The sequence below is a fragment of the Pantoea sp. CFSAN033090 genome, assembly GCF_001264395.1.
In the GTDB taxonomy this organism is placed as follows: domain Bacteria; phylum Pseudomonadota; class Gammaproteobacteria; order Enterobacterales; family Enterobacteriaceae; genus Pantoea; species Pantoea agglomerans.
This window is the reverse complement of sequence record NZ_LGYX01000001.1, coordinates 247,502-266,625: the sequence shown is the minus strand read 5'-3', so window position 1 is coordinate 266,625 and position 19,124 is coordinate 247,502. Positions and strand designations below refer to the sequence as shown.

Genomic DNA, 19,124 nt, shown 5'->3' with positions numbered 1-19,124 from the left:
AAAGGCCCCGATTATGGATGATCAATTAAAGCTTTCACTACCGCGTCGTCTGCTGAGCTATCTCATCTGCTCGCTGATCGCGTTTCAGCCACTGCTGCCCGCCTTTTCTGCGGCGATAGCGCCCGTCACACCAGGTACCAACGTCGATGCTGCCGGGAATGGCGTGCCGGTCATTAATATCGCGACGCCGAATGCGGCGGGCCTGTCGCATAACCAGTATCAGAATTACAACGTGGGTCAGGAAGGGCTGATTCTGAACAACGCAACCGGCCGGTTGACGCAGACCCAGCTGGGTGGACTTGTCCAGAACAACCCGAATCTCAAAGCAGGGCAGGAAGCCCGGGCCATTATCAATGAGGTGGTGGGTGCTAACCGTTCACAGCTGCAGGGCTATACCGAGGTAGCGGGTAAAGCGGCCAACGTGATGGTCGCTAACCCTTATGGCATTACCTGTAACGGCTGTGGTTTTATCAATACGCCCAACGTTACGCTGACCACCGGTAAACCGCAGCTTGATGCGCAGGGCAATCTGCAATCGCTGGAGGTGACGAAAGGCGCAATCAGCATTGAGGGAAAAGGACTGGATGGCAGCCAGGCAGATGCTGTCTCGATCATCGCGCGCGCAACCGAAATCAACGCGGGCATCCATGCCAAAGATCTTAATGTGACGCTGGGCGCAAACCGGGTCGGCGCTGATGGCAGCGTGACACCCATCGCGGGCGAAGGTGCTGCGCCATCGGTCGCCGTAGATACCGGCGCGCTGGGCGGCATGTACGCCAACCGCATCCATCTGGTTTCCAGCGAAAACGGCGTTGGCGTCAATCTCGGCAATCTTAATGCCCGTCAGGGCGATATGGTGCTGGATGCGCAGGGTCGGTTAAGCATCAACAATAGCCTGACCAGCGGCGCCCTGACTGCAAAAGGCAGCAGCATCACCTTACAAGGCGAACATAAAGCCGGGGGCAACGTCGCGCTGACAGCGCAGCAGGATATCGCCTTAAATGGGGCCTCGCTGGGCAGCGACGCCTCGCTGGATCTCAACACTCAGGGCAATATCACGCTCAAAGGCAGCAGCGTTAAAGCAGGCCAGAATGTGCGTCTCAGCGGTGCTAACCTGAGTGTTGATAACAGCAGCAGCGGTAGTGCGGTAGACGCGCTGCAGCTCTCTGCCACCTCTCAGCTGGACAATACCGGTCAGCTCGCCGCCGCAAAAACACTCGATATTCAGGCTGCACAGATCGCTAACCGTGGCAGCCTGGCCAGTAATGGTGACGTGCAGGTTCGCACTAATACTCTGCAACAGAACGGTAAGCTGCTGGCTCAGGGTAAAAACACTTTGGCTGTTAGCGGACAGCTGACTAACCGCGATGAAATCAGCGGCAGCAGCCTGAACATTCAAAGCGGCACTCTTGATAACAGCGGCAAACTGATCAGTACGGGTGATGCTACGATCACGGCTAATCGACTGAATCAGGACGGAATCTTCTCCGCACAGGGCAACGCACTGTTTAGTGTTGCGGATACCTTCAGCAACAGCGGCAATCTGGTCAGTCAGCGTCTGCAAATCGATGCCCCGACCCTGAATAACAGTGGCGAGATGGTGAGTCATGGCGATGCTGTGATTAACAGCGATACGCTGCAACAAAACGGCTCCATCACTGCAGGCGGTGACGCGCAACTGACCGGTCGTGGCAGGCTGGAAAATCAGGGGGCCATCAGCAGTCAGAACGCACTCATCCTGAACAGTGCACAACTGCGTAACATGGGCTCGTTAACCGCACCGAATCTGACGCTGATCGCCGGGCAAATCAGTAACGGCGGGCTGCTTCAGGGCTCTAATCAGCTCTCTTTACATGCCGGACAGCTGGATAACCTGGCTGCGGGGACGATCAGTTCCGACAACGATTTTGCGCTCGATTTGCCACAGCTTAATAACAGCGGATTGATCACCAGCGGCAAAACACTGGTTGTCAGCGGCGACCAGCTGAACAACAGCGGGGAAATCAACGCTGCCAGCCTCAGCGCCCGGTACGGGCATCTGGATAATCAGCTGGGTGGCAAACTGCTGGCCAGTGATCCACTCCAGCTGCACGGCGATGTACTGACTAATCAGGGCATCATCGCCGCCGCAACGTTGAATAGCGATGTCAGCCAGGTCAATAACAGCGGAACACTCCAGGGCGACAAGGCACTATCGTTGCAGGGCAGCGGGTTAACCAACAGCGGCACGCTGCTCAGCGCAGGCCAGCTGAATGTACAACAGCAGACGCTGGACAACAGCGGACTGATGCAGGGCAAACAGCTGACACTGAATGCTGATCGCTGGCAGAACAGCGGCAATGCCCTCAGTGAAGCCGACGCCGACCTGCAAAGCGACACGCTGGTCAATAGCGGCAAGATTCTGGGACAACAGGGCATCGCGCTAAAAGCGAATCACACTGACAACAGCGGCTGGCTGATTGCTCAGGCGCTGACGCTGCGTGGCGACCTGATTAACAGTGGCCTGATTCAGGGTAATCAGCAGATTACCCTGGCAGGCGACCAGCTGGATAATCAGCAGGGCGGACAGTTGCTGAGTGACGGCACCCTGAATGGCAACATCACTTCACTGAATAACCACGGCGCAATGCAGGCCGATCAGATAGCGTTAAACGCGAAGGCGTTGCAGAACAGTGGCACTGTTCGCGCCGGAAAAGCACTGACAGCCCAGGTCGGGGGTGTGCTGGATAACAGCGGAAGTCTGATCAGCCAGCAGCAGATGAATTTACAGGCTGGGGAGATCGATAACAAAGGCACACTGGCGGCGGATAACCTCAGCCTCGGTGCGCCAGTGCTCAGTAACGGCGGTCTGCTGCAGGGCAACAGCACCTTAACGCTGGATCATCAGCAACTCCACAACCTCCAGGGCGGCCAGTTAATCGCCGGAGGACCGCTGACGCTGACGTTAGATCAACTGGATAACGACGGGCTGCTGCAGGTTAACGGTAAGCTTTCAGTCAACGGCAACCGTCTCAACAACAGCGGACGCCTGCTGAGCGATGACCTCGATCTTCAGATTGCCGATACGCTGAATAACAGCAGTACGGGACAGATCGTGACCGGCCAGCAGGCCGACCTGCATGCCCAAACGCTCAGTAACAGCGGCCAGATTGCGGCACAGCAACTCAGCGCCAGCGGTAATACGCTGGAAAACAGCGGGCTGCTTCAGGGCGACACGCTGCTGGATCTCGGATTTGCTCAGACCCTCAACCACAACAATGGGCAACTGCTGAGCGGCGATCGACTGATCGTCAAGGGCGGTAACGCGATCAATGATGGCAGCTGGCAGGGCCAGCAACTCGACGTTACGCTGGATTCTCTCGACAATCGCGGCAGCATCAATGGCATCAGCGCCTTGCGCGGTAATATCGCCAGCGATCTAATCAACAGCGGCACGCTGGTCAGCCAGGGAGAGAGCGACCTTAATGCCACCACGCTGCGCAACAGCGGCAAAATAATGGCGGACCGCCTGGGGTTGCAGGGCTCCAGCCTGAACAACGACGGTCTGTTACAGGGCAACACGGCGCTGACTGCTCAGGCTGATAACATCACGCAATCTGCCGGTGGCAAAACGCTGAGCGGCGGAACACTGACGCTGACCGCGGGTCAGCTCAACACCCAGGGAACGCTGCAGGGCGAGCAGGCAACGGTTAACGCTGATAACTGGCTGCATCAGGGATCGCTGCTGGGCAGCAAAGATCTGAACGCCAGCATCAGCAATGAACTGCATAACAGCGGCTCGTTGATGAGTCAGAACACCGCACAGGTTACGGCGAACACGCTGAACAACAGCGGCTCACTGCTCAGCGAAGGGGCGATGGTGCTGAACGGTGTCGCGCTGAATAACAGCGGATCGGTGCAGGGCAAAACCCTGACCATTTCACCCGCCAGCGTCATTAATCAGGGCAGCCTGATTGGTCTGCAGGCATTAACGTTTGCCGCTGCGCCACAGGTGGCCGGGCGAATGCTGCTCAGGGCGCTGGCCGCGCCATCACGTCAGTTGATCAATAATCAGGGCGGATCGCTGCTGACGCAGGGCACGCTGAACATTAACGGCGGGGACGTTGTGAATAACGGTAGCTGGCAGGGACAGCAGATCCTGCTGAATGCCCGGCAACTGACCAATAATGGCGCGATCCAGAGTGCGGATGCGCTGCAACTGATTCTGGCGGATCGCCTTGATACGGGCGCTGGCAGTAAGATTTCAGCGAATGGCACAGCGGCACTGCAGGCACTGACGCTGACCAATCAGGGTGAATGGATTGCCAGAAACCTGACGCTCCGGGGCGACACGTTAAACAATAACGGCGCCGTGACCGGTGTGGAGGCGCTGACTGTTGGCCTTAACGGTGCACTGACTCAGCAGCAGGATAAAACGCTGCTCAGCGCAGGCAGGCTGACGCTTCAGTCATCCTCGCTTAATAATGCCGGACGCGTGCAGGGCGGCGATCTGCAGATCACCACGGGCGCTGTTGATAACAACGGGCGCTTACAGGGTGACAACAGCCTGCTGGTCAATGCCGGTGGGCGCATCACCAACGGCGGCAATGGCGCCATGATCACGCAAAACGCCCTGACCCTGACCGGGCCTGAACTGTTCAACTATGGCCTGATTCAGGGCAATGGCAACGGTGTCGCGACAATAACCGGTTTAACGCAAAACGATGGCCGGTGGCTCTCGGGTGGCGCGCAGACACTGAATACGCCGCAGCTGAATAACAACGGCTGGTTACAGGCGTCGCAGCTGATTCTCAATGCCACCAATGCCAGCAACAACGGTACGCTGCTGGCCGACGGCCAGGGTACGCTGACCGGCAATGGCTTCAGCAACCAGGGCACAGCCCAGGGCGGCAACCTTGAGGTCAATTATCAGCAGGTAAACAACAGCGGCACGCTGCTGGGTAACAACCGGCTGAGCGTAATGGGCGCTCAGGTTAATCAGCAAAGCAGTGGTCGCCTGTTCAGTGGCGGCAGTTTGCTGGTTCACAGCAATGGCTTTGACCAGACCGGTCAGGTGGTGGCGCTGGGTGATGCCACGCTGGAGATCGCGAATGGTTTTACCGGTCGCGATGTGTTGGCTGCGGGCGGGCGACTCTCTGTCAGCAGTAATGGCGCGATAGACAACCAGGGCACGATGCAGGGCGGCGCGCTGACGCTGAGTGCAGGCGGCGATCTCACTAATAATGGTCAGCTCACTACCGGTTCGGGTGACAGTACGTTAAGCGGCAACCGCATCGCCATGAACGGGAATGGCAGTCTGCAGGGCGGCGGGAATATCAACTTAGCCAGCCGCAGCGATATTGTCCTGGACGGATTTACCGGTACCCGCGGCAACCTGGTGCTCAGTGCGCCTGGCAGCATCGTTAACAATGCGCTGCTCTATGCGGCCGGCAATCTCTCTCTTTTTGCCAACAGTATTCGCAATCAGCGTGCCGATATGCTTGCAGGCGGCAGTATGTGGCTGCAGGGCGATGCGGCGGGGAACGCCAACGGCGAGGTCGTTAATAACTCCGGCACCATCGAAACGCAGAACGGCGATATTACGGTTAATACGGGACATTTGCTGAATACAAGGGATGGGTTGAGTTTTTCTGAAACGCATAGCGCTTCAAACCAGACGGGACTAGGCGTAGACCTAATAAATGTTCCAATCTCGGAATTTAAACCAGAGGAATATGGAGTATTCGTAAACTCAAGGAAAACATGCGATTCATGGGGAAAAAATGGGCAAGGTTGTAAAACTTCAACAGTATATTACTACGTGCCAACAAAAGAAGCCGCGATTAAGAATTTTTCATTATCTAGCACCACTATAAACGTCACTAGTAATGGTGGTGCAGCTCGCATAGCCGCAGGACGTAATATTAATATAAGGGCTGGTTCGTTTGATAATCAGGCCAGTAATGTTCTGGCGCAAAGAGATATCTCTCTATCCGGAAATCAATTGAACAACCAATCCTGGCAGGCTGGGACACAAAGTACTTATTTTACTTATAAGCATGAAGGGATACTGTTTGATTACGCACACCTATATACAAGTACTAGTGAAAACGGTTATCAAAATACTTATGCTACTACCGGCTCTCGCAATAAGCCTAAAGTAAAATCAATAACATATAAACTTTCCGATCAAGGGACGAGTTTCACACCGGGAGAGCTATACCGGTCGGTTATCCAGGCCGGAGGCAATGTCTCAGCTAACTTCAGCGGCGATATCAGCAACACTAACACCACAGCGAATGCCGGCTGGGGCGGTAATACGCTTTCTGCCCCAAATTTACGCGGCTTAACCGTTGCAGGCACTGCTGGCGCGCAGTCACATCAGCAACTGGTAACCGCTGATAAAGCCGCAATCAATACGCCGCAATGGCGTGATCAGCTCCAGAATGCGTTGCAGCAGGTCAATGGCGCAGGTGCGCTGGAGACCGCATCACAGGGCAGCGCATCGCTGACGCAATATGCAACTGCGGGTAAAAACAACGCAGCGCTGGGTAAAGCCATTAACCTGACGAACGCTGCTCAGGGTCCTGCGTCGCTGCAAAACTATAAGGCCGCTGAGGTTGATATCAGCGCCTATCCATTACCTTCTGGCGAAAACGGCTACTTTGTTGCGTCGAACACCAATAGCCGCTATCTGATTACCGTTAACCCCAAACTTAATGGCCTGGGCCAGCTGGATCAGAGCCTGTTCGGCGAGCTGAATGCAAAACTGGGCAAACAGCCTGCCACCACGCCATTACAGGAAACGCGCCCTCAATACACAGACGAGAACGCCTTCCTCGGCTCCTCATACATGCTGAGTCGCCTTAATCTGAAGCCAGATTATGATTATCGTTTTCTCGGTGATGCGGCGTTTGATACCCGCTACGTCAGTAATGCGGTACTAAATCAGACCGGTAATCGCTACATCAATGGCCTGGGATCCGATCTCGCCCAGATGCGCTATCTGATGGACAACGCTGCGGCGGCGCAAAAGTCGCTGGGACTGGAGTTTGGTGTCTCACTCTCTGCCGGGCAACTCGCCTCTTTAGACAAGAGTATGGTCTGGTGGGAAGCCACCACCATCAACGGTGAAACGGTGATGGTGCCGAAGCTCTATCTGTCGACAAAAGATGTGGAGATGCGCGATGGCAGCGTAATTGCCGGTAACAACGTGACGCTGAAAGGCGGGAACATCACCAATACCGGTAGTAGCGTGATGGCTAAAAACGATCTGACCATCGACAGTCAGAACACGCTCAGTAACCTCAACGCCGGTCTGCTCCATGCGGGGGGCGATCTGCAGCTTAGCGCGTTGAACGATATCAACAACGTCAGCGCGACCATCAGCGGTAAAAAGGTGGCACTGGAGAGTGTTAACGGTGACATCAACAACCTGACCACATCACAGCTCTGGCATCTGGATGCAGATAACGGTAAGGGTGCGAAGAAATCCTATACCGAAACCCTGAGCGGGCCAACGGCGAGCATCACGTCACTGGATTCTCTGAGCCTTAAGGCGGGCAACGATATTACCGTCACCGGCGCTAACCTCAAAGCGGGTGGCGATCTGCTGCTGAACGCCTGGAATGATATTGCTATCACCGGGAACCAGAACGTCACTGGCAGCGCACAATCCGGCTTCGGAAACCGCTGGCAAAAAGTTGACCCAACCAGCACAACCACCGTCACCACAGTCGGCAGCCAGATCGCCGCAGGCGGCAATATGGCGATGCAGGCGGGCCACGATCTGACTGTTACCGCCAGCAACATCAGCGCAGGTAAAAACGCGGCGCTGGCAGCCGGTAACGATCTTAATCTCAATAGCGCGACGACCAGCCAGAATGATGTTAAGGGTAAACGTGAAACCCATTCAACCGGGCTGGATCGCACGACGCTGACCAGCGGAGGCGATTTAGCACTTCAGGCCGGACGCGATCTCAATAGCCAGGCGGCAGGCATTGCCGCAGACAAAGACGTCACCTTGCAGGCGGGGCGTGATGTCAATCTGCTGGCGGCTGAAACCAGTTCTGGTAATAGCTACAAATCCGGCAAGAAGGTTGAGATTAATGAGTCGGTACGCCAGCAGGGCACTGAAATTGCCAGCGGCGGGAGTACCAGGCTACTGGCGGGCAAAGACATCACAAGCCAGGCCGCAACAGTCACAGCCAATAAGGATCTGGCGCTGCAGGCTGGACACGACGTCAATATCACCACTGCGACGGAGAGTGATTATGCCTACCGTGAAGAGACCAAAACCAAGAAAGGTTTCCTGAAAAAGACCACTACGCACACCATTCAGGAAAACAGCGACACCCGTGAAAAGGCTTCACAACTGAGCGGCAACACCGTGTCTGTCATTGTCGGAAACGACCTGACCGTTCAGGGCTCGTCTGTGGCTGGTGACAAAGGCGTCGCACTGAGTGCAGGCAATGACCTGAATATTGTTACCGCCACCAATACTCAATCTACCTACAGTCTGAAAGAGAAGAAGAAAAGCGGCCTGATGGGTGGCGGACTCGGTCTCAGTTACGGTAAGCAGACTGCTAAAAGCGAGCGTAACGGCGACCAGGTCACGCAGAGCGATGCGCGAAGCCTGGTGGGTGCAGGCAACGGTGTGGTCAGCATGACGGCGGGTAACAACGCGCTGATTAAGGGAAGCGACGTTATTGCGGGCGGCCAGAACGGCGAGATCAGCGTGACGGCGAAAAACATCGCCATCGTGGCCGGTCAGGACCAGGTGCGCGAAACCGCGAAGCAGGCGTCGAAAAGCAGCGGGTTTGGTCTGAGTCTGAACTTAACGCCACTGGACACCGTGCGCAATCTGCGTGACATCATGAATAACACCAGTTCGGTGTACGAGCAGATGAAGCAGACTGGCAATGAGTTGGGCGCCAGTTCGCTGGATTCCCCGGCGCCGGGACTGACCTATGGCCGTTCAGGCAGTAAAGTCAGCCAGAACAGCGAGAGCATCTATCAGAGCGGCAGCACGCTCAATACCACCGGAAATCTGCTACTGAAGGCCCGCGGCGATTCAGATACTCACACTGGCAACATTCTGGTTGAGGGCAGCAGCCTGAACGCTGGTGCCAGAGCCTCGCTGGACGCTACGCGTAATATTGATATCACCACAGCCTCTGACAGCCAGAAGGCTGCCAGCAGCAGTAGTAGTAAAAGCTGGTCGGCAACAACATCAGCCTCAATTGGTGCGCTGGCACGTAGCGGCGGCGGGTCGCCGAACAATGGTTCGGCAGGGACTAATTACGGCTCGAAAAACAACCAGATGAGCGGTGATAGCAGCATGCTCGCGCAACACACTTCTGCGATAACCGCCGGCAGTATTGATGTCACCAGCCATAAAGGTGATATCGCAATCAGCGGTTCAACCCTGACCGGCACCACCGGCGTCTCGCTTAACGCGGAGCAGGGTAAGATCAGCGTTGTAGCAGGCGAAGACCGCCAGCAGGCATCGACCTCCGGGTCTGACCACGCTATAGGCGATCTGGGCGGCGATGGTTACAGCGGAACGGTTGGCGTGGGTCATAACAGCTGGAAAAACGCCAGCACGGGCACGCAGCAGAACACAGTGCGCAGCGGTATCGTCAGTACGCTGGGTAACGTTTCGATTAATGCAGGCAAAGACGTTAACCTGCAGGGGGCTGACGTTTATGCAGGCAATTCGCTGAGCGTCAACGGTGAGAACATCCACCTCGATCCGTCAAAAGACACGCACGAAGGCAGCAGCAGCAGTAAATCCTCGCAGTATGGCATCACCGCGCAGGTCTCCGGCTACGGCGTGAGCATGGCGCAGGCGGCGGACAAGGTGGCTCAGTCGCACAAACAGAGTGATGATCCGCGCCTGCAGGCCATTTATGCCGCGCAGGCGGCCATGACCGCGCTGTCGGCTTACAACCAGAACACCGCAGCCGTCAAAGTCACCGTGAGCGCCACCGTGGGTAGCAGCCATCAGTCCGTGGAACAGAAAAGCACGCAGCAGAGCGGCAGTGTGCTTAAGGCGGGCGGCGACGTAGCAGTCACGGCTAAGCAGGACATCACAGGCGAAGGCGTAAAAATCAGCGGTGATAACGTCTCGCTGAATGCGGGGCGCGATATCGCCCTGAACAGCGCCGAGGACAGCAGCAGCCAGCAGTCAAGCAGCGGTGGCAGCAAATACGGCGTCGGTGTTGGCTTCGGTCTTGGCGGCAGCCAGAACGGCTTATCCCTTGAGCTGGCTGCCAGCCAGAACAGTGCAAACGGAAATGGCAGCAGCATTACTCATCACAACAGCGAAGTGTCCGCAGCGGGCGATCTGACGGTCAAAGCGGGTCAGGACGTCAAGCTGAACGGAGCAAACCTCAACGGCAATCACGTTGACCTCAACGCGGGCCGTAACCTGGAAAGTGCCAGCCAGCAGGATCGCGCAAGCTACGCCAGCCATCAGAGCTCATCAGGCTTCAGCGCCAGTATCTGCATACCGCCTATCTGTGCGGGCGTACCGGTGCAGGGCAGTGCCAGCATGAGCGGCAGCAAAATTTACAATGATTTTGATTCTGTACAGCAGCAGAGCGGGATCAGCGCGGGTGATGGCGGCTACAAAATTTACGTCGGCAACCATACCCAGCTTGATGGCGCGATCATCGCCTCATCTGCAACGCCGGACAAAAATCACCTCAGCACCGGGACGCTGGGCTGGACGGATATTGAAAACCACGCCAATGCGGGCGGCAGCGGCTTCAGCGCAGCTGTCAGCGGCAGCATGGGAAAAAACACTACTCATACATCTGACAGTTCAGGGAACGACACATCAAAATCTGGTCATTCCCAGCAGTCGGGCGATAACTCGCTGCCCATGGGCACGCTGCAGCAGACGAAAGACAGGGCAAGTTCTACCACCTACAGCGCCATCTCACCGGGAACGATTGAGATCCGCAATCCGGATGCGCAGAAGCAGGATGTGTCCCAAATCAGCCGCGAAACCGCCGCGGCGGAGAATGTGCTGAAAGATAAGTTTGATGTGCAAAAAGCAGAAGGCAGCCTTGCCATCCAGCGTGAAATGGCCGTACTCGGACAGCAGGCGATTCAGCAGACCTTTGATGCGTTGAAGAAGCAGGAGAAGGAGCAGGAGAGAAACAAGCTTAAAAACGATGCTGCGTTCAATAAGCTTTCAGAGGCGGATCAGAAAAAAGCACTCGATAAAATCGATCAGAATGTTGAAGAGAAGTACGGCATCGGGTCAGACCTGCAGATTGCGGCACAGGCCATCAGCGGGCTGTTTGCCGGGCTGTCGGGCGGTAACGTCAGCGGCGCGGTGGCGGCAGGCGCAGCTCCATTGCTGGCGCAGATGGTCAAGCAGGTATCGCAGGGTAACGAACCTATGCGCGTGCTGTTGCACACGCTGGCGTCAGGGCTGATTGCTAAAGCGCAGGGTGGCAGCGCCATTGGCGGCGCAGCGGGTGGACTGACTGCAGGAATGCTCAGCTATAACAACGCGCTCAGCCACCTGCTATACGGCAAGGATGCTTCGGAACTGTCAGCCGATGACAAGATGCTGATTGCCAACATTGTAACGCTGGCAGGCGCAGCAGCGGGCGGTGCGGTTGATGGCAGCGCTGGGGTGGGTAGCGGGGCATCTGCCGGTAGAACTGAGGTTGAGAATAACTATCTGAGCAGCACGGAGAAGAGCCGCCAGACATATCTCAACAACAAACAGAACCTGACGCCAGAAGAGCAGAAAGATAAGGAGAGGTTAAATCGTAAGGATCTGGAAAGCGATATGGCGGTTTATGCGGCCTGTAATGGCACAGGAGCTGGCTGTCAGGCAGAAAGAGAAAAAGCGAAAGCCGCGCAAGATACCTACTTCAACCAGACTTACCAGAATCCGAAAGAGGCTCAGGCGGGTTATCAGCAGATAGTGAACTTGCTGAACTCTACAGATCCGAATGCGAAGGAAGTATTCAATATTCTGGAAGGGTATACTCAGGCATTCATGTCGTTTGGGTACACGGAGGATGAGGCCAAAGCGAGAGCAGGAGCTTATGTTGGTTCCATGTACATCGCGAGTGGAGTGAGTGCTGTAGTCGCGTCTGGTGCACTGGCGAAGCAGTTTGGAAAGGATGTAGCGCTCAACAATAAAGCTTCGGCTTCAGGGGCAGCAAGTTCACTTGTTAAGAATGCTGATGGAATTTATGAGGTAAAAATAAATTTAACGCCTTTGGAAGGCCATGACCGCCTGAATACGCCAGATTTACTGGGTAATGGGAAGTATAATCCTGCAGAAGCGGCGGCGGCTGCAAGGTTGGAAACCGCTATAGGTAAACTTGACAGGATAACGAACTCTTCGACTGATAAGAATGCTGACTTCATTATTACAAGCGGGCCGAACGCAGGAAAAACAATAGACTTAATGTATACAACTAAAAATCTATCTCAAAAAGAAATTGATGGGATCAATAAGTTTTACGAAAAGAATATGACAACATCGAAATCGCCAGGAGACATACCTCATGGACAGGATCAGATCTTACAACATCTGAAGAAAGCAGATTTAGTCCCTGTAGACTTCAGTGTACTGACTCAAAAAAACCAAGCGATCTTTATGGATTTCATAAAGACATTGCCTAAATCACAACAAGATAAAATCATTATTATGAGGTGAGTCATGGGTGCTTATTTTGGTATTGGTTATAGAGCCCTAAATAATAACTATGGTGAGCGAAATTTAAGTGTAGTGCTAAATCGTCAAGCATCCGATGTATTGGAGGCGTTACTTGATGAAGTATTACAGGATAATTATCCTGTAATACATCAAAAAATCATGGAAGTTCAGGTTCTTGACCAGATAAATTTCAATGAGTTGAATAAGTCTGAATTCAATACATCTATTAAGGTTATTAGAGAATACTTAGCAGCTCGCAAGGAAACCAGTGAAGGGCAGTTATACCAAAAACGTATATGGGAAGAAGAGATAGAGCCATTAATTCAACAAGATGAACGTTATCAACAACAAAGTGAAGATAGGAGCCCCGGCTAATTAGCCGGGGATTTTGGCGTTAATACCTTAAAAACATCCACTTCTCGCCGTTGTAACTGGAGCGCATTGGGAGCAGCGGTCAACTCAAACTGTTCAGCACTGGTAATGCCGGACTCGATGAGCCAGTCACTACCCAAATCCTGTCAGTCCTGGCTGGTTCCGCACAGTGCTTCCTAAGTGGCGTTGTTGGTAACGATAGAGATCCATAGAGTGTGCTGCTAAAGCGTCTGTTGTATCGGAGTGCCGGTGGTAAATCCCAATGCGGCCAACGCGCCGCCTGCCAGTATCGGCTTAGGGGTAAAGGTGATGTTCATGCGGTTCCCTCCGTGTCGGACGTGATGCGAATGATCAACTGACCCGGCTCGGTGATCACCTCGATCCGCTGGCCAGTGGTAAAGCCCAGCGGCTCCAGCCAGCGGCCCTTAATAGTGAGTTGGGGCAGGGGATTCGGCTGGCCCCTATTAGGCCGATATCCGACTCTGTAATAATGCGCAGCGGTTGTGGCCGTGCGTGTTCCTGACTTATGATGCTTATCAGCCATAATTAACTCCCGTATAGTTAGTTGTGGTCAGCGGCTGCTGCGGGTTGCCCCCCGCTTCAGCCGCGCTAAAAATCTCTTCTTGGGCTCTTCCTGTTCCGTTTTTACCTGTTTAAAGATACACCTTATGCCGGGAAAACTCGCTGAAAGCTAAGACATAAAATGCGAGTCGCCTCTGAAAAATGGATTCTTTTTCCCGGTCTGCAATTCACTTATTCCTTCGTCCTGTAGCCTTCTGAAATATCAGTTGTGGGTGGGCTTTCATGCTGTAAATCCGCGTTAACCTGTCTTCAGTCTGTCTTCCTGATTACGCACGTATCGCCGCCGAAAATGATAACGAAAAGATTTCCCTGCTGGTGAAGATAGCGGCTGCAATGAGCGCTTCCGTCAGCGGTAGCCCGGAAGTGACAGCTACTATCTGTGCGGGATCGATCCGCGATTTGTTAATCAGACCGTCACGCCGCCAGATGGCACACAGAAGACTGATGCCGGAACATGCATCACCGCCAGCGGCGGCTTCAGCTTCACGTTCGGCAGCATGACCGGCTCCGCTGGCCTCAGTCTGAGCCAGAGCAAAGTGAACAGTGAGTATGCCAGCGTCGGCGATCAGAGCGGCCTGTTTGCAGGGAATGGTGGCTATGACATCTATGTTGGCAACCACACCCAGCTGAATGGCGCGGTGATCGCCTCAACGGCGCAGTCCGCGAACAATGCGCTCTCCACCGGTACGCTGGGCTGGTCTGACATCGACAACCACGCTTCTTACAAAGCCAGTAGCTCATCCATCAGCATGGGTGGAGGTAACGAAGATAATAAAATGTCAGGCGGTGCGATACCAACCTCTGCTAATACCCATGGCAGTGCATCTGGCACCACCCGTTCAGCCGTGGCGGACGGTACCATCACGGTACGTAACGGTCAGGCTCAGACACAGAACGTCGCAGACCTGAGCAGAGATACCGACAACGCCAACGGCCATATCGACAAGATATTCGACAAGGATAAGGTCGCACGCAAGCTTGAGTTTGCACAGGGAATGCAGGAGCTGGGTCAGCGTGTAGCAGGCGATGTCAGCAGCTACAAAATGCAGGCTGCTGAAGATGAAACCAGAGAAAGGTTGCTGAAAGCAAACCCGCAATATGCCAGTTATTCCAAAGCAGAATTAAACAATCTCATTGTAAATGATGCGGGCTATAAGGCCGTGGCAGAAAAGTGGGGCACTGGTGGCAGCTATTCCATGGCAGCAGCAGCGGTAACTGGTGTGCTGGGTGGCCTTGGCGCAAGTAACCTCGGTGCTGCTGCAGCAGGTGGAATGGCGCCTTACATCGCCAATAAAATTAAGCAAGCTACCAGCAAAGTTGTCGACGGACAGGAGCAGACTAACGTCCTGGCTAACACCATGGCGCACGCGGTTGCGGGTGCCGTACTGGCGCAGCTGGCGGGCAACAACGCAACAGCGGGTGCAGCCGGTGCTGCGGGTGGCGAGCTGATGGCCAGAGCTATCCTCAGCTCAATGTATCCCGGCAAGCAGGCCAGCGAACTGACGCAGGAAGAGAAGCAGGTTGTCAGCGCACTCGGCCAGCTGGCTGCGCAACTGTCCGCGGGAGTGGCTTCTGGTTCTGTTGAAGGTGGGATTCAGGGCGCGGTTGCGGGTAAAAATGCGGTTGAGAATAACGCGCTGAGCTTTGGTACGGGTATGAACAGCTACGGTGCGGCAGTAAAATCCTGGAACCAGTATGCGGAAGTTAATGGTCTTACGCCGGAGCAGAAACAGGCAGGGCTGAATCGTATTGCTGTTGGCGAAGGGCCTTCCTGGGGTACTGAGTATAAGGTTAAACCTAATGGAAAAGTTGAGGTTTCAGGTGGTGTGGGACTTGCTTTGAAAGGAGGATCTGAGATTAATAATGATTACTTATCTATTTCTTCAGGATACACTAAAGAATTTGGTATTAAGGCTGGAGCTTCGATCGGTATTGACTTTGGCCCATATTTCCCAGGATTGTTTGGAGACTTAAATCGTGATTATTCAACTAGCATAGGTTTTGGTCCCGGTTCTGTAGGAATGTCTGGCTGAAAAGATGGAATTGGTATTTCCTTTTCTATTGGACCAAGTATTGGTTTTACAGGTTCTGCCACTGGTTCTCATGACGAAAAATTAGATCTGAACGGTGACTCTACTAAGGAAATATATCACTATGATTTCAAATGATATTATTTTAAATGCATCATCATTTATGTTATTGTTTTTTTTATTTTTATGGGGTGGGTGTTTTTTTATTTTTGTTTATAGGAATCTTGGTGGCGCTAAGGTAGGTAAGGATTCCTTGCTCTATTTCAATTATATGTTTTTTAAACGAGATGTTTTATCAAATTGCGCATTGGTTTTTCTTGTTCTTGGATATATGGCGGCAGCGATAGCTGAATATAGAAGGGTGGCCGATAACTTATTGTTAATATCTAATTTGTCCGGAGGCTTTTCATTTCTTCTCTTTGCACTCTATGGAAAGTATTTTCACCAAGGATTAACTGATGATGAAAAACCATTTTATTTTCTTAAGGTTTTTTTGACAAAGTCAGACCTATCCTTTGGCTCGATTTTTCTTTGGCTATCAAGACTGGCGTATATAACATGGCTAATTGTATTTATTAGCAATTAAACAATGTAATAGGAAATAATATTCTGGGAAGTGATTATATTGAGTTGCAGCCATTAACATGGCAATCGCCCGGCATAATTCATTGCATTAAATGCAATAAAGCCTGGTGTTATGGATGATGAAAGGAATGTGATGGGAGCAAGCGGCATTGTTGCTGGCAGTAGTAAAGGATCGACAAAACCAGTCAATACAAATCAAGAGTCTGCTATTTTTAATAAATATTAATAATAAAGTAGATATATTATGGAGAATATTTACTTAGGATTTTTATTTAAAACTACACCTGATTGAATTACTAGTGGCGGAAAGTATCCACATAAAAATAATTTTTCAGTATTCAGAAACTATCCTGATCGCACGACAGGAATATCTGGCTTGCCCAAGCAACCTAATGGATACTATTAAGAATATGTTCATCCAACTCCGAACATATCAGGACCAGGGCCTCAACGAATTATTGTTGGACAAAATGGTGAGGCTTATTATACAAATGATCATTATAAAACGTTCATAAAAATCAGGTGGTTACGTAATGAGTGTGTTTAAATATGAAGATAAATCAGTGTGTTATGGAAAGGGTGCTGTATTTTTAGCCAGGATCGATCCAAACATCGCTGACACTGACGAGTTGCTAAGATCCCTCTATTATTTACTTTGGTTTCCCGGGTATTTTGGCTTCAATTGGAACGCCCTCTATGATTGTTTACGCGATTTGGATTGGATTAGTGAACATAAAGTAATGATTGTGCATGAGTCTTTGCCCTGCATTCCGGACTCTGATTTACGTATATATTTAGAAGTTTTAAAAGATTGCATCCTAGATTGGGTTAATGATGAAAAACATCAACTTGAAGTTTATTTCAATGAAAAAGATCAGGGTGAAATAGAAAGATTACTACCATCTTCTAATATTATCAACTAACTCTGACGTCCCGCATATGATCTTAGGCCAGATCATGTAGAGTTGAGTGCGGTTACCTTTATTAGTAGATAAATAAAACCAGCAATAGAAACATAGATATAGATGGTCGTGATATACGTACAGAGTCTGATTCCATCGCATTCTGGCTGAGTTGATGGACTTTGGTCAATATTACGGCAGAAATGGGGATGCTCTCTGCGAACGCCTGAGTAAAGATGTTGTAAACCAATAAAAAAACCAGGTATCACTCAAAATTATTAAGAAAATTCCTAGGGAGGGTTTTGGTAGAATAATCAAGATTTCGAATAGTAAGGTGGCATGATATAAAATTTTCTTGGTAAGTTAAATTTGATACCGGCTTAAATAACCTCTTTTTAATATTTAGTCTATGCGTTGAACAACTTTCTCACTTCTCCTGAATCTAAAAGATAAAAGCCTCATACTTTCGCAGCAGGCTTTTATCTTTCAATTACGTCATGCTTAGTGCATTAACTGACTCACCAGTCCGGTAAGATCAGCCTTTTTATCCACGACGCCCGCCGTAGACGCTTTATCAACCAGCTGCGGCAGATATTTTGCCAGCAGGTTCAGTGCATCGCTGGTGTTGATGCCCATCCGCGCAGCCAGCTGCTCAATCGCCTCAGAGTTAATCATCTTCTGCACCAGGTCGCTGCTCAGCGCAACGTTCTGCTCATCACCCAGCCAGGAGTTAACCACCTCACTGTACTCGCCGCTCTGCAGATGACTCACGATAGTATGTAAACCACCTTGCTGCTCAACCCACTCCAGCACACCTTTCACTTCCTGGCTGGTCTGATTATTCAGGCCGCACATGGCCAGTACTGTTTCCAGTAAACTCATTCTGTTATCCCCTTTAACGTAATCTGTTAAGACTGTTTACACGCTCTGATTTTATGAATGACAAACAGCACAATAATTGAACCCACGGTGGCAATAGCAATGCTGTAAATATTGAAGCCATCGACCTTGCCAAAACCCAGAGCGGTACTGACGACACCGCCAATCAGCGCACCGATAATACCCAGAATAATGGTCATGAAAATGCCCATATGTTCTTTACCTGGCATAATACATCTGGCGATAATGCCGGCAAGTAATCCAAATACAACCCATGACAATATGCCCATCATTTATATCCTCTGTTTTTATATTATTTACAGCAACGTTTAGCAGTGGTTTAACCCATGAATTAAAAGCGGGTGTATCGTACGCCGCGTAGTGTTTGCCTGGCAATCCTGTTTTCTTTATTAAACTAAACGTATCAGAAACGATAGGGGAGTAAATATGAGCATTCTGGATAATATTAAAAATATAGGCGATGAGTTGTTACATGCTGTAGATAAAAATGTTGAAGATAAGTCTGTCACCGCCGCAGGGAGTAATCGTACATATACGGTTAAATCAGGCGACACGCTCAGCGCCATCGCAAAGCAGTTTTACAATGATGCATCCCAATACATGAAAATCTTTGAGGCGAATAAAAGCATTCTCAGCAGCCCGGATAAAATTGCACCGGGTCAGGTACTGACCATTCCTGAGTAATAATTCGTCAATAGTATGAGCCAGCTGGTGCAAATATTGCCCGGCTGGTTTTTTATTTAAAGCCAGCTTGTCATTACACCATGACAGGGTTGTGCCAGACAGCCTGCGTTTATCCAGACTTAACGGTGGTCTCGGTAATAGCAGCCGCAGACGAGCTGAGATGAACAGTCAGACAGGAAGAGAATACTGGGATCGCTGAAAAGCAAAAAAACCGCTCAGGTTTCCCTGAGCGGGTTTTTCTAATCTGGCTCCTCTGACTGGACTCGAACCAGTGACATACGGATTAACAGTCCGCCGTTCTACCGACTGAACTACAGAGGAATCGTGTGAACGAGGCGAATATTAACGGCGTCGCTCTAAGGTGTCAACAGCAAAAAATACATTATCATTCAACTG

General features: G+C 51.8%; 8 protein-coding genes, 1 tRNA gene and 1 pseudogene. 6 read left to right on the top strand and 4 right to left on the bottom strand.

Annotation, left to right across the window (positions count from 1 at the left end; translation table 11 throughout):
• Positions 1 to 13 precede the first annotated feature (13 nt).
• The gene (locus tag AFL22_RS01295; RefSeq protein ID WP_197276775.1) at positions 14 to 12,673 is read left to right on the top strand and encodes a hemagglutinin repeat-containing protein; all 12,660 of its coding nucleotides are present in this window, start codon (positions 14 to 16) and stop codon (positions 12,671 to 12,673) included.
• Between the two features lie 3 nt (positions 12,674 to 12,676).
• Positions 12,677 to 13,048 carry a hypothetical protein gene (locus AFL22_RS01290; protein ID WP_033758207.1) on the top strand — a complete coding sequence of 124 codons (372 nt, stop codon included), beginning with the start codon at positions 12,677 to 12,679 and terminating at the stop codon, positions 13,046 to 13,048.
• A 310-nt stretch (positions 13,049 to 13,358) separates the two neighbouring features.
• Here AFL22_RS01290 and AFL22_RS01285 read toward each other — a convergent pair whose 3' ends face one another.
• Positions 13,359 to 13,589: a SymE family type I addiction module toxin gene (locus AFL22_RS01285; RefSeq protein WP_033769361.1), complete on the bottom strand. Its 231-nt coding sequence runs from the start codon at positions 13,587 to 13,589 to the stop codon at positions 13,359 to 13,361.
• 535 nt (positions 13,590 to 14,124) lie between these two features.
• On the opposite strand from AFL22_RS01285, the pseudogene AFL22_RS24710 reads away from it, so the two are divergent.
• The 3 genes and pseudogenes from AFL22_RS24710 (at position 14,125) to AFL22_RS01270 (ending at position 17,165) form a co-directional block, all read left to right on the top strand.
• A pseudogene (locus AFL22_RS24710) lies at positions 14,125 to 15,795 on the top strand (polymorphic toxin type 25 domain-containing protein).
• Positions 15,782 to 16,243 carry a hypothetical protein gene (locus AFL22_RS01275; protein WP_052270607.1) on the top strand — a complete coding sequence of 154 codons (462 nt, stop codon included), beginning with the start codon at positions 15,782 to 15,784 and terminating at the stop codon, positions 16,241 to 16,243. Before AFL22_RS24710 ends, AFL22_RS01275 begins: the two are co-directional and overlap by 14 nt.
• A gap of 532 nt (positions 16,244 to 16,775) precedes the next feature.
• Positions 16,776 to 17,165 carry a barstar family protein gene (locus AFL22_RS01270; protein WP_033778936.1) on the top strand — a complete coding sequence of 130 codons (390 nt, stop codon included), beginning with the start codon at positions 16,776 to 16,778 and terminating at the stop codon, positions 17,163 to 17,165.
• A gap of 480 nt (positions 17,166 to 17,645) precedes the next feature.
• On the opposite strand, the gene AFL22_RS01265 is transcribed toward AFL22_RS01270, so the two are convergent.
• Both AFL22_RS01265 and AFL22_RS01260 read right to left on the bottom strand, forming a co-directional pair.
• Positions 17,646 to 18,026: a YidB family protein gene (locus AFL22_RS01265; RefSeq protein ID WP_010247730.1), complete on the bottom strand. Its 381-nt coding sequence runs from the start codon at positions 18,024 to 18,026 to the stop codon at positions 17,646 to 17,648.
• Between the two features lie 26 nt (positions 18,027 to 18,052).
• Positions 18,053 to 18,313 carry a GlsB/YeaQ/YmgE family stress response membrane protein gene (locus tag AFL22_RS01260; protein ID WP_010247728.1) on the bottom strand — a complete coding sequence of 87 codons (261 nt, stop codon included), beginning with the start codon at positions 18,311 to 18,313 and terminating at the stop codon, positions 18,053 to 18,055.
• Between the two features lie 157 nt (positions 18,314 to 18,470).
• Here AFL22_RS01260 and AFL22_RS01255 point away from each other — a divergent pair, with 157 nt between their 5' ends.
• Positions 18,471 to 18,728 carry a LysM peptidoglycan-binding domain-containing protein gene (locus AFL22_RS01255; protein WP_033778939.1) on the top strand — a complete coding sequence of 86 codons (258 nt, stop codon included), beginning with the start codon at positions 18,471 to 18,473 and terminating at the stop codon, positions 18,726 to 18,728.
• Positions 18,729 to 18,973: 245 nt separating this feature from the next.
• Here AFL22_RS01255 and AFL22_RS01250 read toward each other — a convergent pair.
• Positions 18,974 to 19,049, bottom strand: a tRNA-Asn gene (locus AFL22_RS01250).
• Positions 19,050 to 19,124 lie beyond the last annotated feature (75 nt).

What these genes read in the sequence shown, in the direction of transcription:
- AFL22_RS01285 (WP_033769361.1), bottom strand. Translation starts at nt 13,589, where the DNA reads ATGGCTGATAAGCATCATAAGTCAGGAACACGCACGGCCACAACCGCT.
- AFL22_RS01255 (WP_033778939.1), top strand. Translation starts at nt 18,471, where the DNA reads ATGAGCATTCTGGATAATATTAAAAATATAGGCGATGAGTTGTTACAT.
- AFL22_RS01290 (WP_033758207.1), top strand. Translation starts at nt 12,677, where the DNA reads ATGGGTGCTTATTTTGGTATTGGTTATAGAGCCCTAAATAATAACTAT.
- AFL22_RS01265 (WP_010247730.1), bottom strand. Translation starts at nt 18,026, where the DNA reads ATGAGTTTACTGGAAACAGTACTGGCCATGTGCGGCCTGAATAATCAG.
- AFL22_RS01260 (WP_010247728.1), bottom strand. Translation starts at nt 18,313, where the DNA reads ATGGGCATATTGTCATGGGTTGTATTTGGATTACTTGCCGGCATTATC.
- AFL22_RS01275 (WP_052270607.1), top strand. Translation starts at nt 15,782, where the DNA reads ATGATTTCAAATGATATTATTTTAAATGCATCATCATTTATGTTATTG.
- AFL22_RS01270 (WP_033778936.1), top strand. Translation starts at nt 16,776, where the DNA reads ATGAGTGTGTTTAAATATGAAGATAAATCAGTGTGTTATGGAAAGGGT.
- AFL22_RS01295 (WP_197276775.1), top strand. Translation starts at nt 14, where the DNA reads ATGGATGATCAATTAAAGCTTTCACTACCGCGTCGTCTGCTGAGCTAT.